The organism is Paraburkholderia phenazinium (genome assembly GCF_900100735.1).
GTDB lineage: Bacteria > Pseudomonadota > Gammaproteobacteria > Burkholderiales > Burkholderiaceae > Paraburkholderia > Paraburkholderia phenazinia.
In genome coordinates this window covers 157,879-173,146 of the sequence record NZ_FNCJ01000005.1, presented here as the reverse complement: position 1 = coordinate 173,146, position 15,268 = coordinate 157,879, and the positions used below count along the sequence as shown (strand labels likewise).

Genomic DNA, 15,268 nt, shown 5'->3' with positions numbered 1-15,268 from the left:
AAGCGGAAACCGTCAGTCGTGCCATTAAACCAGCACGCGCTCGATTCCGCCATTGTTGGCACGTTGGACGTAATCCGCCATCCAGTCTTCACCCAGCACGTGGCGCGCCATTTCGACGACGATGTAGTCCGCCTCGATGTTGGCGTCCTCGTTGTAGCGCGACAGCCCTTGCAGGCAGGACGGGCAGCTCGTGAGGATCTTCACGTCGGGGGCGCCGTTCGACGCTGAACCGTTGCCAGCCTTGGGCAGCGAGCCGTTCGGGGCACCTGCCGCATCCGCCGGGGCGTTGCCCAGATTGATCCCACTGGCGCCCGCTTCGGCCACCACAGGAATCCCGCGCAGCTTCGCCGCCCCCTTGCGGATCTCCTCTTCCTTGCGGAAGCGGACCTGCGTCGAAACATCAGGACGCGTCACTGCAAGTGTGCCGGATTCGCCACAGCAACGATCGTTCTTCTCGATCTTGTAGCCGTCCTTCTCCGAACCCATCAACTCATTGACGAGTTTGACCGGGTCCATCGTCTTGATCGGCGTGTGGCACGGGTCGTGATACATGTAGCGCGTGCCGCTCACGCCGTCGAGCTTCATGCCCTTCTCGAGCAGGAACTCGTGAATGTCGATGATCCGGCAACCCGGGAAAATCTTCTCGAATTCGTAACCGGCGAGCTGGTCGTAACACGTGCCGCATGACACCACCACCGTCTTGATGTCGAGGTAGTTAAGCGTGTTGGCGACGCGGTGGAACAGCACGCGGTTATCCGTGACGATCTTCTCGGCCTTGTCGAACTGGCCCGAGCCGCGTTGCGGATAGCCGCAGCACAGGTAGCCCGGCGGCAGCACGGTTTGCACGCCGGCTTCCCACAGCATGGCCTGGGTCGCGAGACCCACCTGCGAGAACAGACGCTCGGAGCCGCAACCCGGGAAATAGAACACCGCTTCCGTATCCACCGTGGTGGTCTTCGGGTTGCGGATGATCGGCACGATCTTGTTGTCTTCGATGTCCAGCAACGCGCGCGCCGTCTTCTTCGGCAGGTTGCCCGGCATCTTCTTGTTCATGAAGTGGATCACCTGCTCCACCACCTTCGGCTTGCCGACGGTAGCCGGCGGGTGCGCCGTCTGCTTCTTTGCGAACTTCTTCAGCACGTCGTTGCCGAGGCGCTGCGCCTTGTAGCCGACGCCCATCATTGCGGTGCGCGCGAGGTTAATCGTCTGCGGATTGGTGGCGTTGAGGAAGAACATGCCGGCCGCGTTGCCCGCATTGAACTTCTTCTTGCCCATCTTGCGCAGCAGATTGCGCATGTTCATCGTGACATCGCCGAAGTCGATCTTCACCGGGCACGGCGTCACGCACTTGTGACAGACCGTGCAGTGGTCGGCGACGTCGTTGAACTCGTCCCAGTGCTTGATCGACACGCCGCGGCGCGTCTGCTCCTCGTACAGGAACGCCTCGACCAGCAGCGAAGTGGCGAGAATCTTGTTGCGCGGGCTGTACAGCAGGTTGGCGCGCGGCACGTGCGTGGCGCAGACCGGCTTGCACTTGCCGCAACGCAGGCAGTCCTTGATCGACTCGGAAATGGCGCCGATGTCGGACTGCTGCATGATCAGCGATTCATAGCCCATCAGCCCGAAGCTCGGCGTGTAGGCGTTGCGCAAGTCCGCGCCTTCGAGCAGCTTGCCCGCATTGAAGCGGCCATGCGGATCGACGCGTTGCTTGTACTTACGGAATTCGCCGATCTCGTCCTCGGTCAGGAATTCCAGCTTCGTAATGCCGATGCCGTGCTCGCCCGAAATCACGCCGTCCAGCGAACGCGCCAGCTTCATGATGCGTGCGACCGCCGTGTGGGCGTCCTGCAGCATCTCGTAGTTGTCGGAGTTGACGGGGAGGTTCGTGTGCACGTTGCCGTCGCCTGCGTGCATGTGCAGCGCGACAAACACGCGGCCGCGCAGCACCTGCTTGTGGATCGCCTGGGCTTCTTCGAGGATCGGCTTGAATTCGCCGCCGTTGAAGATCTGGCGTAGTTCGGCACGGATTTCCTGCTTCCACGACACGCGGATCGTACGGTCCTGGGTGACATGGAACACGGTGGCATCAGGCTGTGCGTCAGCGCGATCGGCGAACTTCTCCGCGAGCGCTTCGTAGCCGAGTCCGACCAGGTAATGCTGGGCTTCGCGCAAGGACAAGTCGAGCTTGTCGCGCAGGAATTCCCAGCGGGTGCGGACATGCTTGAGCAGATCGAGCGCGTGCTGCACGCGGTCTTCGAGCAGTTCAGCGCTCGGAATCTCGTTGGCGTCGTCGCTCTTGCCGAGCGGCAGCTTGCCACTCTTGAAGAACGTTTCGAGCGCGTCGAGCAGTTGCAGCTTGTTCTTGATCGACAGTTCGATGTTGATGCGTTCGATGCCGTCGGTGTACTCGCCCATCCGGTTAAGCGGAATCACCACGTCTTCGTTGATCTTGAAGGCGTTGGTGTGCTTCGCAATCGCGGCGGTACGGCTGCGGTCCAGCCAGAAGCGCTTGCGCGCCTCGGCGTTCACGGCGACGAAGCCTTCGCCGCTCTTGCCGTTAGCCATGCGCACCACTTCCGAGGTGGCTTGCGCCACCGCGTCCGCATCGTCACCAACGATGTCGCCGATCAGCACCATCTTCGGAAACGCGTTGCGCTTGCTCTTGGTCGCATAGCCGACCGCGCGCAGATAGCGTTCGTCGAGATGTTCGAGGCCGGCGAGAATCGCACCGCCCTGCTTCGACGTTTCAAACAGGTAGTCCTTGATTTCGACGATGCTCGGAATCGCGTCGCGCGCCTGGCCGAAGAACTCGAGGCAGACAGTGCGCGTATGCGCAGGCATCTTGTGCAACACCCAACGGGCCGACGTGATCAGCCCGTCGCAGCCTTCCTTCTGGATGCCGGGCAGTCCGGCGAGGAATTTATCCGTAACGTCCTTGCCGAGACCTTCCTTACGGAACACGCGGCCTTGGATGTCGAGCGACTCGGTGCGCAGCAGCTTCTCGCCCGGCGCGTATTCGCCGTCGAACCACTTCAGTTCGAAGCGCGCGACCGCGATGTCATGGATCTTGCCCATGTTGTGGTCAAGACGCGTGACTTCGAGCCAGTTGCCTTCCGGGTCAACCATGCGCCACCAGGCGAGGTTGTCGAGCGCGGTGCCCCACAACACGGCCTTCTTGCCGCCCGCGTTCATGGCGACGTTGCCGCCGATACAGGAAGCGTCGAGCGAAGTCGGGTCGACCGCGAACACGTAGCCGGCCTGTTCGGCGGCCTCGGTCACACGGCGCGTGACAACACCGGCACCCGAGAAAATCGTCGCCACCTTGTTCGGCACGCCCGGTAATTCGGTCAGCTCGACTGCGCCGAGCTGTTCGAGCTTCTCGGTGTTGATGACCGCGGAGAACGGCGTCAGCGGCACTGCGCCGCCTGTATAACCCGTGCCGCCCCCACGCGGAATCACGGTCAGGCCGAGTTCGAAGCAGGCCTTGATCATGCTGGCAATCTCGGCTTCGGTGTCCGGCGTCAGCACGACGAACGGATACTCGACACGCCAGTCGGTCGCGTCGGTCACGTGAGACACGCGTGACAGCCCGTCGAACTTGATGTTGTCTTTCTGCGTGACGCGGCCCAACACCTTGTTGGCGCGGCGGCGCAGTTCAGCGGTCTTGTCGAACTCGCTGGCGAAGTCATCCACGGCACGGCGCGCGGCAACGACCAGCGTTTCGACGCGTGCAGCGCGGTCTACACCCGCTTCATCGCCGTGCTCAGTAAGGTCGGCGCGACGGCGCTTGTCAATCTCGGTGAGACGGTGATGCAGCGCTTCGATCAGCAGAGTCCGGCGTTTCGGGTTGTCGAGCAGGTCGTCCTGCAGATACGGATTGCGGCGTACCACCCAGATGTCGCCGAGCACTTCGTACAGCATGCGTGCCGAGCGGCCAGTGCGGCGTTCGGCACGCAATTCGGCCAAAGCATCCCACGCTTCGCTACCCAGCAGGCGGATCACGATTTCGCGATCGGAAAACGAGGTGTAGTTATAGGGGATTTCGCGCAGGCGCGCTTCAGGGTCGGCTGCCACCGCGGCGGCGGCTCCGTGCGGATCGAATACTTGAGGTGCGTTCATGTTTGGACGACTCGGTAGGTCAGTTGGCCACGCTCCCCAATCAGTGATTAAGAAACGTTAGGGAGGCGCCGTCTGACGATGCGCGTGGGGCGCAATTCTGGAAATCTTCTAGTTGGGCGAAGCACCTGCCGGCGGGCAACACACGCCGGCCGCTTCGCGGCGCTCAGATGCAGCTACACGATCGTGAGCAGCAGAGGTGCGGCTGGCCGACGTGCCGCTGCGCCGCGGAATGAGACTCTCGCGGGGCGGGCATCAAATGGGCCATCCGTGGCTGCCGGTGCATCTTCCGATCCTTGTTCCAAAATCGAATTCTACCGCATGATGCGCAAGCGCGTTGACGCTCAAATCGGGCTGCAGCAGGGCTTTTGCATCGAAAGATTCGGAAATATGTTCCATCTGGTGAGTCCGGAATTCCTCGACCGGACGGTCGGGTGGGCGCCCTTCCTGCACCCTGGCCATTCGGTAGAGGCCAGACGGCGGGCCGTTGGCGCTATCATTGTCCTTTCCCGTCTCACACAGCGCACCGCGCCACCCGCATGGCTTCCCACGACTACCTGAAGAAAACCCTGACCGCGCGCGTCTACGACGTCGCCCGCGAGACCGAACTCGAACATGCGCCGAACCTGTCGGCACGGCTGCGCAATCCGATTTACCTGAAGCGCGAGGACAATCAGCCGGTGTTCTCGTTCAAGGTGCGCGGGGCGTACAACAAGATGGCGCACATTCCGGCTGAAGCGCTGGAGCGCGGCGTGATTACGGCCTCGGCCGGCAATCACGCTCAGGGCGTGGCGCTGTCGGCGGCCCGCATGGGCGTGAAGGCAATCATCGTGGTGCCTGTCACCACGCCGCAGGTGAAGGTCGACGCAGTGCGCGCGCATGGCGGCCCGACTGTCGAGGTCGTACAGGTGGGCGAGTCGTATAGCGATGCTTACGCGCATGCAGCCAAGCTGCAGGAAGAACGTGGCCTGACCTTCGTCCATCCGTTCGACGATCCGTATGTGATTGCCGGCCAAGGCACGGTGGCAATGGAGATCCTGAGCCAGCACCAGGGGCCGATTCACGCGATCTTCGTGCCGATCGGCGGCGGTGGCCTCGCGGCCGGGGTTGCCGCTTACGTCAAGTCGGTGCGCCCGGAGATCAAGGTAATCGGCGTGCAGACCGACGATTCCTGCGCAATGGCGCAGTCCCTGAAGGCCGGCGAGCGCGTTACGCTGAACGAAGTGGGCCTGTTTTCGGACGGCACCGCCGTCAAGCTGGTCGGCGAGGAAACCTTCCGGCTGTGCCGCGAGTATCTGGACGACGTGCTGATCGTGAACACCGACGCCCTGTGCGCGGCGATCAAGGACGTCTTCCAGGACACGCGCAGCGTGCTGGAACCCGCGGGCTCGCTGGCGGTAGCCGGCGCGAAGCAATATGCGGAGCGCGAAGGCATCGAAAATCAGACGCTGATCGCCGTCACCTCCGGCGCGAACATGAATTTCGACCGGATGCGCTTCGTGGCCGAACGCGCCGAGGTCGGTGAGGCGCGCGAAGCGGTGTTCGCCGTGACGATCCCCGAAGAGCGCGGCAGTTTCAAGCGCTTCTGCGAACTGGTCGGCACGCGCAGCGTCACCGAATTCAACTACCGGATCGCGGATGCAAACTCCGCTCATATCTTCGTGGGCGTGCAGATCAGGAATCGCAGCGAATCGGCGCAGATCGCGGGCGCGTTTGAGGCACATGGCTTTGCCACCGTCGATCTGACCTTCGACGAACTGTCGAAGCAGCACATCCGCTACATGGTGGGCGGGCGTTCGCCGCTCGCGCACGACGAGCGCCTGTTCCGCTTCGAATTCCCGGAACGGCCGGGCGCGCTGATGAAGTTCCTGTCGTCGATGGCGCCGAACTGGAATATCAGCCTGTTCCATTACCGGAATCAGGGGGCGGATTACAGCTCGATCCTGGTGGGAATCCAGGTGCCTGGCACGGAGAACAACGAATTCGACCGTTTCCTCGCGACACTCGGCTATCCGTACTGGGAAGAGACGACGAACCCGGTGTACCGGCTGTTCCTCGCGTAAGCGGCCATCCGGACTGCACAGATGGCCTTTTCGCTTCAGGACAAACTGGTGGTGGCGATTTCATCGCGCGCGCTGTTCGACTTCGAGGAAGAGAACCGTGTGTACGAGGAGGGCGACCTGCACGCCTACGAAACGCTGCAACGCGAACGGTTGAGCGTGCCGGCCAAGCCGGGCGTGGCGTTTCCGCTGATCCGCAAGCTGCTGGCGCTGAATGCGGGCGCACACCGGGTCGAGGTGGTGATCCTGTCACGCAGCGATCCGATCAGCGGCTTGCGGGCGTTCCATTCGTGCCGCGAGTACGGTTTGGGCATCGAGCGCGGCGTGTTCACGCGCGGGCGGCCGCCGTTTGGGTATCTGAAGCCGCTGAATGCGTCGCTGTTTCTGTCCGCCAATCAGGAGGACGTGCGCGACGCGTTGGCCGCGGGATTTCCGGCTGCACGCGTGTTGCCGGAATCGGCGAAAATGGCGAGCAAATACCCGGACGAGATCCGGATTGCCTTCGACGGCGACGCCGTGCTGTTCTCCGACGAAGCCGAGCGGGTGTTTCAGAAGGATGGCTTGCGCGCGTTCCTCGGGCACGAGATTCACAACAAGGATCTCCCGTTAGCCGACGGACCGCTCAAGCCGTTGCTGGAGGCGTTGCATCGCTTGCAGAACGTGGCGGGCGAAGCCGCGCCGACCCAGGCGGCGCCGATGCATATCCGGACGGCGCTAGTGACGGCACGTTCGGCGCCGGCGCATGAACGAGCGATCCGCACACTGATGGCGTGGAACATCGAAATCGACGAAGCGATGTTCCTCGGCGGGCTGGACAAGAGCGCATTTTTGCGTGAGTTCGAGCCGGACTTTTTCTTCGACGATCAACTTGGCCACTGCGAATCGGCCCGCGTCGTGACGGCGACGGGGCACGTGCTGAGTGGCATCGTGAACGCATCATGACACCCGAACAATCACCGCTTGGCAAAGCTGCCGCCTATACCGAACAGTACGACGCGACGCTGCTCTTTCCGATCGCGCGCAAGGCCGCGCGCGAGGCGATCGGCATTGGCGCGCAGTTGCCGTTCTTTGGGACGGACATCTGGAATGCTTACGAGCTTTCCTGGCTGAATGGACGCGGCAAACCGCAGATTGCTGTGGCGACTTTTTATGTGCCGGCGGATTCGCCGAATATAGTCGAATCGAAGTCGTTCAAGTTGTATCTTGGGTCGTTTGCGCAGAGTTCTTTTGAATCGTTTGAGGCTGTGCGGGAGACGATCAAGAAGGATGTTTCGGCTGCCTGCGGCGCGAGTGTTTCAGTGCATCTGACTGGGCCGATGGACTTTGGCAAGCTGGCGCTTGAGGAGTTTGAGGGGACCTCGCTGGATCGGCTCGATCTGGATACGGATGTTTATCAGCCGGATGCTTCTTTGCTCAAGGCGGCGCTTGATGAGGCGCCTGTTGAGGAGACGGTGTTTTCTAATCTTCTCAAGTCCAATTGTCCTGTGACTGGACAGCCTGATTGGGGGAGTGTGCAGATTCACTATGTTGGGCCGCAGATCGATCATGCAGGTTTGCTTCGGTATATTGTTTCCTACCGGAGTCATACCGGGTTTCATGAGCAGTGTGTTGAGAGGATCTTTGTTGACATCCTCAAGATCTGCAAGCCGTTGAAGTTGGCGGTTTATGCACGCTATACGCGGCGCGGTGGGCTTGATATCAACCCCTTCCGGACTAACTTTAATTTGCCTATGCCGGATAATTTGCGCACGGCGCGGCAGTAGGCTTTTTTGCCTGCGGCGCCTTGGTTTTGGTTGTTGTTCCTGCGGTGTTGGCCTTTCCTTGATCTGATATTGGTCTATTAGCGTTGCCCCTGTGCGGGGCGGCACCTACTTTTCTTTGTCCCCCCAGGGGACTTCCTTCGGGGCGCCGGCCGCAAAGAAAAGTAGGCAAAAGAAAGCGGGCTCACACCGTCAGCTTGTAGTGAGCCATCTCGGTCTACTACCGGGAACGGCCCAAGACAAGACCCGCCCTCGCACCGCACACGGTAGTGACAAGGCAATCATCCGTTCCAGCGTCGCGCTGCGCGCCCCGCCGATGGGTATAACTTCCGGCGTGCTAGCGCTTCGGCATCTATACTTAGTTATCCAAACATTTAGCCGCGTCAAAAAACCAGCCAGGCCAAGCACTCTACCGCTGCAGACCGATCCGCCGCGCACGCAGTGTGCTGGCGGGATGAATGAGCTCCTTGTCACTAACGGGAGTGGTGCGAGGGCGGGTCTTGTGTTGGCCCGTTTCCGGATCAAGTACAGAGATGGCTCACTACGAGCTGGCGGTTTGAGCCCGCTTTCTTTTGCCTACTTTTCTTTGCGGCCGGCGCCCCGAAGGAAGTCCCCTGGGGGGGGACAAAGAAAAGTAGGTGCCGCCCCGCACAGGGGCAACGCTAATAGACCACTAAGAACGCAAGGAAAGGCCAACACCGCAAGACAGACCAAGATAACACCAAGGCGCCGCAGGCAAAAAAACCATTACCCCTTAGCCGCAGGCGCCTTATACGCGACGCAGTCAACCTCAACCTTGCAGTCAATCACCATGCTGGACACAACACATGCCCGCGCCGGAGGATTCTCCCCAAAATACTCCCGAAACACCTTATTAAACGAAGCAAAATCCCGCGGATCATCCAACCAAACCCCACACCGAACCACATGCTCGGCGCCATAACCGGCTTCCTTGAGAATGGCAAAAACATTCTGAATAGCCTTGTGCGACTGCGCCACAATCCCGCCTTCAATCACTTCGCCATTCTCCATCGGCGTCTGCCCAGACACGAACAACCAGCCATCCGCTTCAACCGCACGCGCGAACGGCATATGCTGCCCACCGGTCCCCTTGCCACCCTCAACGCCATAACGCTTCATCTCAAACACTCCTTATAAGATCCAGCGGCACGCAGGCAAAAAAAGCCCTCTGCGACCGCGTCAATAAACTCAAACCCAAAACCTCAAAACGCGCCCTGCGCATCCACCACCGACGCCGCACCACGCGCCACAAAATGCCCCGCCCGCTCGCCGGTAGGTTGCCCATCCCGATACGACAGCACACCATTCACCCACACCGCGTCAATCCCATCCGCCGGCTGCTGCGGCTTGTCGAACGTCGCTGCATCCCGCACTCGCGCCGGGTCGAACAACACCAGATCCGCGTGGTACCCGATATGCACCTCACCACGCTGCGTCAAGCCAAAGCGCCGTGCCGACAAACTCGTCATCTTGCGTACCGCCTCCTCCAGCGACAACAATCCCGCATCCCGCGCGTAATGCCCCAGCACCCGCGGAAACGCGCCCCACAACCGAGGATGTGGCAACGGATCGTTAGGCAAGCCGTCCGAACCCACCATCGTCGCCGGATGCGAGAGGATGCGCCGCACGTCGTCCTCCGACATGTTGTGATACACCGCCCCCGCCGGCAGCAGGCGCTTGCCCGCCTCCTGCTGCGTTACGCCCCACTCGGCCGCAATCTCCTTCACCAGCTTGCCCGCCATCTCCGGGTGCGGCTCCGACCAGGTAATCGTGATGTCGATATCGCCCGTCACCTGCTTCAGGTCCAGCGTCGACGAACTGCGGTTGTACGGGTAGCAGTCGCAGCCGATCGGCTGCATGCGGCGTGCGCCGTCCAACGACTTCAGCACCTCCACGCTGCGTCCCCAGTTCGACGGCCCGGCGCACTTCAAATGCGAGATCACCACCGGCACCCGCGCGTGGCGTCCCACCTGGTACGCCTCTTCCATTGCATCGAGAATCGCGTCGAACTCGGTGCGCATGTGGGTCGTGTACAGCGCGCCCGCCGCGGCCAGCGGCTCCGCCAGCGCCATCACCTCTTCTGGCGGCGCTGCGAACGCCGAGTTATACGCCAGCCCCGAACTCAAACCGAGCGCGCCGTGCTTGAGCGCCTCCTCGAGCTGTGCGCGCATCCCGGCAATTTCCTGCGCCGTCGCGGCGCGATCGAGTTGGTCCATGTGGTTGCTGCGCAGCGCCGTATGCCCGATCAGCGCGCCAACGTTGACCGCCGGGCGCGCGGCGTTCACCGCCTCGACATAGGCGGCGAAGGTCGGATACTGAAACGCGTCGCGCTCGCCCAGCAGGATCATCGGGTTCGGCGGTTCGCCCTTCAGGGTCACCGGCGATGCGCTAATGCCGCAGTTGCCGACAATCACCGTCGTCACCCCCTGGCTGATCTTCGGCAGCATCTGCGGCGCGCGGATCACGTGGGTGTCGTCGTGGGTGTGGACGTCGATAAAACCCGGCGCCAGCGCACGGCCGTTCGCTTCCACAATTTCTTCGGCCAGCCAGTTCGACAGATTGCCGATCGCCACAATCTTGCCGTCGCGCACCGCCACGTCGCGCTCGACCGGCGGCGCGCCCGTGCCGTCGTACAGTTGTGCGTCGATGATCAGCGTATCCGCGGCTTCGGGATGCGAATGCATAAGTCAGTCTCCTAGCGGTTGTCGGTCGCCGCCGCCACGGTGCGCATCCAGCGCATGTTTCATGCGGCGCAGCAATTCGCGGCTCTCATCGCCCTGGCTAACGGCAAGTTCGGTGACGAGCACGTCGAGCGCCATCATCATCGCGTAGCGGGATGACGATGGCTTGTAAATGAAATCGGTTTCGAAGGCTACGATCGGGATCACCCAGTCCGCCAGCCGCGCCAGCGGCGAGGCCGGTGCGGTCAGTGTAATCAAGGTCGCGCCGTAGCTGCGCGCAATGCGGCAGTTCTCCACCATCTCGGGTACCCGCCCGGTGGTCGATAACGCAATCACGACACATTCGCGCGATACCGTGCTTGCCACCATCCGTTGCAGCAAGCCGTCCTGGTAGGTCGCCACCGGCCTGCCGAGGCGCACCAGACGAAAGCGCATTTCATCGGCCAGCGCGGTCGAACCGCCGCCCATGCCGAACACATAGATCATGCGCGCCTCGCGCAGCGCGGCGGCCGCTTCGGCAACCGGCGCCTGGCGCAGCAACTGATGGTTGTGTGTCAGCGCGGTCTGCACTTCGTCGAACACGCGGGTGGCGAGCGGTTCGGGCGTATCGGCGTTAGCGCCGCTTTGCAGGAAGCGCTGGCCCACCGCCGCTGCCTGGGCCAGCCGCAGCTTCAGTTCGCGCACGTCGCGGCAGCCCACCGCCTTGGCAAAGCGCGTGACGGTGGCGACGCTGACGCCAGCCTGCTGCGCCAGCGCGCCAATGCTCGCCCGCGACGCGCCGGTCAGATCGTCGAGGATCAGCGCAGCCACCTTGCGCTCGGCCGAGCGCAGTTCCGGCGCGCATTCGGCGATGCGAGCGACAATGTCGAAAGTAAGCGGTTCAGCGCTGGAATTCATGAAGGACCGTCAGGATCGGGAGACCGTTGCGGCGCGGGAAGCAGTTGAAAACACCGTTCACGGCACCTTGTACCAGCCGGCGCCAGCGCCGTGGTACTAAATAACATTTCAGCAAGTATGCTACTTTCGGTAACATACGAAAGTCAACTTCGCTGCAATTTTTCTGGAAGATGGAGCAGGATTACATGAAAGTTACAAACTATCAGGGCGCGACGATTGATCCTTATAGCAAGGGCTTGGGCATGGTTCCGGGCACCAGTATCCAGCTGATGGACGCCGGCCGCCTTGAATGGAATCTGCTGAATGAGGACGTGAGCCTGCCGGCTGCCGTGCTCTACGCGGATCGCATCGAACACAACCTGAAGTGGATGCAGGCGTTCGTCGCGGAGTACGGTGTGAAGCTGGCGCCGCACGGCAAGACCACCATGGCGCCGCAACTGTTTCGCCGTCAGCTCGAAACCGGCGCGTGGGGCATCACGCTCGCCACCGCGCATCAGGTGCGCGCCGCGTACCACGGCGGCGTGTCGCGCATCCTGATGGCCAATCAACTGGTTGGCCGCCGCAACATGCTCATGATCGCCGAGATGCTCAGCGATCCCGAGTTCGAGTTCTTCTGTCTGGTGGATTCGGTGGAAGGCGTCGAGCAGCTCGGCAAGTTCTTCGGCTCGGTGCGCAAATCGCTGAACGTGCTGCTCGAACTCGGCGTGCCCGGTGGTCGCACTGGCGTGCGCGATGAAGCGCAGCGCACGGCCGTGCTCGAGGCTATTGCGCGCTATCCGGATGCGCTCAAGCTTGCGGGCGTGGAGTTGTATGAAGGCGTGCTGAAGGAAGAGCAGGAAGTCCGCGAGTTTCTGCAGAACGCTGTCGCCATTACGCGCACGCTGGCTGACGAAGGTCGCTTTGCGCGCACGCCGGCCATTCTGTCGGGGGCGGGCTCGGCGTGGTACGACGTGGTCGCGGAGGAATTCGTCAAGGCGTCGGCGGCCGGTCAGGTCGAAGTGGTGTTGCGCCCCGGCTGCTATCTGACGCATGACGTGGGCGTTTATCGGAAAGCGCAGACGGATATCTTTGCGCGCAATCCGGTCGCCAAGAAGATGGGTGAAGGGCTGTTGCCGGCGCTGCAACTGTGGGCGTACGTGCAGTCGATTCCCGAACCGGACCGCGCGATTATCGGTCTCGGCAAGCGCGATTCCGCCTTCGACGCCGGCATGCCGGAACCCGCAAAGCACTATCGTCCGGGCACGGAAGCGCCGCGCGAGATTGCGGCCAGCGAGGGTTGGGAAATCTTCGGCATGATGGATCAGCACGCCTATCTGCGGATTCCCGCGGGCGCGGATCTGAAGGTCGGCGACATGATCGCCTTCGACATCTCGCACCCCTGTCTGACGTTCGATAAATGGCGTCAGCTGCTGGTGGTCAATCCGTCGTATCAGGTCACGGAAGTCATCGAGACGTTCTTCTGAAGCGGGCGCTCATCTCGCGCCCACTTGAGGCTTGGTTGGCGCTCGTGGGGAGCGCCACTGGTGCTCATCTGGCACTCATCTGGCAGTAACCGGGCGGCAGACGCAAGGCTCGCCGCCCGGTCCTCAAACCTCAAGCCGCCGCCTGCCCCTGCCCGGTAGCGGCCACTTCGCCGATTCGCACTTCGAGCATTTTCAACGCTCCGGACAGCGCCGCCAGCGCCTCGTCCGGCAGCGCAGCCATCGTATCGTGCAGGAACGCGTTGCGGCGCGGCAGGCTTGATTCAGTGGCTGCCATCCCCGCTTCGGTGAGTCGCACGTTGGTGATGCGGTTATCGCGCTCATCCATGCTGCGCGAAATCCAGCCCAGCACTTCAAGCGCTTTCAACTGACGCGTCAGGGCGCCGGGGTCGACACGCAAGCGCTCGACGAGGCGCTTTTGCGACGACTCCCCACCCTGGTCGTGCAGCGCCAGCATGATCCGCCAGCGCGGCATGGGATGCCCAACCTGCGCTTCGAACGCCGACATGAACGCCCGATAGGTGCGGCCGAATTGCTGAACGATGGCGACGCGATCCTGTTCTTCCATGGTGTTCCGATGATGCGGGTGTTCGAAAATCAATCTGCGAGAATGGTCGGCTCGACCTGGCGCTTGAGCTTGATGTGGGGCACGCGGCGGGTTTGCCAGATCGACACGACCGCAATGATAGCCGCCAGCGCGAGACCCAGATGAATCGCCCCCACCAGCGCTTCGCGCGCCGACTCCAGCAGCATCGCGCCGTTGTGTCCGGCATGCGCCATCTGTCCCAGCAGCGTGGTCTGGGCATCACGGTTGATGAGGATTTGCGGGTCGCCCATCTCCGCGAACCAGTGCGTCGCCTGATCGCGTTCCAGTGCGCTGCGCACGCCGCTCGCATACATATGCGTGACGAGCGTGCCGGTCAGCGCCGTGCCGATCATCCCGCCGATCATCCGCAACGACTGCAGTAGCGCCGTCGCAATGCCGAGGTGTTCGCGTCCGGCCGTCTGCTGCGCGAAGATGGTCAGGTTCGGCATGACGAAGCCGAGACCGAGACCGCCGAGCACCATGAACGACATCAGCAGCCATTCCGGCATGGCGCGCGTCGCCACCACCACGCCAAGGCATGACAGCGCGACCAATGTGAAGCCTACGTAGAGCATCAGGTTCGGATTACGCACGCGCGAGACGATCCGCCCGTTGGCGATGCTGCCGATCGTAATGAACACGACGAGCGGCGTGATCACCAGCCCCGCTTCTTTCGGCGACATGCCGAAGCCCCCCTGGAACAGCAGCGGCGCGTAAAACAGCAGCGAGAACATCGTGAAGCCACCGAGCACTGCCAGTGTGAACAACGCGGCGAGGCTGCGGTTGCGGAACATATCGACCGGCAGAATCGCCGTCGGGCATCGCTGTTCCCATTTCCACAGGCCATACGCGGATGCCACGCTAACAGCCAGCAACACGGCGGCGGTCAGCGTCACGCCGTGCTTCGGCAACATTTCGACGAACAGTTGCAGACAACCGAGCGCGATCGCGATCAGCAACGCGCCGGGCCAGTCGAGGCGCATCTTGCCTTCATGCTCGACATGCCGCAAATGCGGCAGGAAGCGCCAGACGAAGAACAGCGACAGCAGGCCCACCGGCAGGTTCACGTAGAACACCGAGCGCCAGCCGTAGTACTGAGTCAGGAAGCCGCCCAGCGACGGCCCGATCGCGTTGGCGATGCCGAACGCCGAACTCATCAGCACCTGCCAGCGCAGGCGCACGACAGAATCGGGGAACAGGTCGGGAATGCAGGCGAATGCGGTGCCCACCAGCATGCCGCCGCCGATCCCCTGCAGGCCACGCGCCAGCACCAGGAACAGCATGCTATTGGCCATGCCGCACAGCACGGAGGCGCCGGTGAAGACCACGATCGAGGCGATCACGAACGGCTTGCGCCCGTAGTAGTCGCCGAGGCGCCCGAAGATCGGCACCGTGATGACCGAGGTCAGCAGGTAGGACGTAGCGACCCAGGCGTATAGCTCGAAGCCTTTGAGCTCGGCCACGATGGTCGGCAGCGCCGTGCCGACCACGGTCTGGTCGAGCGCCACGAGCATCGTTACGAATGAGACGCCGAGCATCGCCATCAGCGATTCACGGAACGGTAAAACTTGCCCACTCGAGTGGTGAGCCGCGGTATGGACAGCCATTTTTTTGATAGCGCAACAGTTGACGCGTCAAACGACGGGGAATCATAGCATGTTCTGGC

11 protein-coding genes are annotated in these 15,268 nt (G+C 62.3%); 4 read left to right on the top strand and 7 right to left on the bottom strand.

Annotation, left to right across the window (positions count from 1 at the left end):
* Positions 1-24: 24 nt before the first annotated feature.
* Positions 25-4,119 (bottom strand): DUF3683 domain-containing protein, encoded by a 4,095-nt coding sequence (locus BLQ92_RS13495; protein ID WP_090685000.1) that lies wholly within the window; start codon positions 4,117-4,119, stop codon positions 25-27.
* Positions 4,120-4,371: 252 nt separating this feature from the next.
* Complete coding sequence (locus BLQ92_RS39970; protein ID WP_175772034.1) at positions 4,372-4,515, bottom strand: hypothetical protein; 144 nt, start codon at positions 4,513-4,515, stop codon at positions 4,372-4,374.
* 140 nt (positions 4,516-4,655) lie between these two features.
* On the opposite strand from BLQ92_RS39970, the gene ilvA reads away from it, so the two are divergent.
* From ilvA to queF, 3 genes are read left to right on the top strand one after another with little or no spacing between them, the layout of a single operon-like run.
* Entirely contained in the window at positions 4,656-6,179 is a 1,524-nt protein-coding gene (gene ilvA, locus BLQ92_RS13485; RefSeq protein ID WP_090684998.1) for a threonine ammonia-lyase, biosynthetic, read from the top strand.
* Positions 6,180-6,200: 21 nt separating this feature from the next.
* On the top strand, positions 6,201-7,118 hold the full coding sequence (locus BLQ92_RS13480; RefSeq protein WP_090684997.1) for a 5'-nucleotidase: 918 nt from the start codon (positions 6,201-6,203) through the stop codon (positions 7,116-7,118).
* Positions 7,115-7,939, top strand: a complete 825-nt coding sequence (gene queF / locus BLQ92_RS13475; RefSeq protein WP_090684996.1) for an NADPH-dependent 7-cyano-7-deazaguanine reductase QueF — start codon at positions 7,115-7,117, stop codon at positions 7,937-7,939. The genes BLQ92_RS13480 and queF overlap by 4 nt, the downstream gene beginning before the upstream one ends.
* A 744-nt stretch (positions 7,940-8,683) precedes the next feature.
* Here the strand turns inward: queF and BLQ92_RS13470 are convergent.
* The 3 genes from BLQ92_RS13470 to BLQ92_RS13460 all read right to left on the bottom strand — a co-directional run bounded on the left by BLQ92_RS13470 (position 8,684) and on the right by BLQ92_RS13460 (position 11,535).
* A complete protein-coding gene (locus tag BLQ92_RS13470) occupies positions 8,684-9,076 on the bottom strand; it encodes a RidA family protein (RefSeq protein ID WP_090684995.1) in 393 nt (130 codons plus the stop codon).
* Between the two features lie 83 nt (positions 9,077-9,159).
* The gene (locus BLQ92_RS13465) at positions 9,160-10,641 is read right to left on the bottom strand and encodes an N-acyl-D-amino-acid deacylase family protein (RefSeq protein ID WP_090684994.1); all 1,482 of its coding nucleotides are present in this window, start codon (positions 10,639-10,641) and stop codon (positions 9,160-9,162) included.
* A 3-nt stretch (positions 10,642-10,644) separates the two neighbouring features.
* A complete protein-coding gene (locus BLQ92_RS13460) occupies positions 10,645-11,535 on the bottom strand; it encodes a MurR/RpiR family transcriptional regulator (RefSeq protein WP_090684993.1) in 891 nt (296 codons plus the stop codon).
* Between the two features lie 185 nt (positions 11,536-11,720).
* Between BLQ92_RS13460 and BLQ92_RS13455 the strand changes: the two genes are divergently transcribed.
* Positions 11,721-12,998 carry an amino acid deaminase gene (locus tag BLQ92_RS13455; protein WP_090684992.1) on the top strand — a complete coding sequence of 426 codons (1,278 nt, stop codon included), beginning with the start codon at positions 11,721-11,723 and terminating at the stop codon, positions 12,996-12,998.
* A gap of 130 nt (positions 12,999-13,128) precedes the next feature.
* On the opposite strand, the gene BLQ92_RS13450 is transcribed toward BLQ92_RS13455, so the two are convergent.
* Together BLQ92_RS13450 and BLQ92_RS13445 are read right to left on the bottom strand one after the other, a co-directional pair.
* Positions 13,129-13,584, bottom strand: a complete 456-nt coding sequence (locus tag BLQ92_RS13450; protein WP_090684991.1) for a MarR family winged helix-turn-helix transcriptional regulator — start codon at positions 13,582-13,584, stop codon at positions 13,129-13,131.
* Positions 13,585-13,613: 29 nt separating this feature from the next.
* Entirely contained in the window at positions 13,614-15,209 is a 1,596-nt protein-coding gene (locus tag BLQ92_RS13445; RefSeq protein ID WP_090684990.1) for an MDR family MFS transporter, read from the bottom strand.
* Positions 15,210-15,268: the final 59 nt, after the last annotated feature.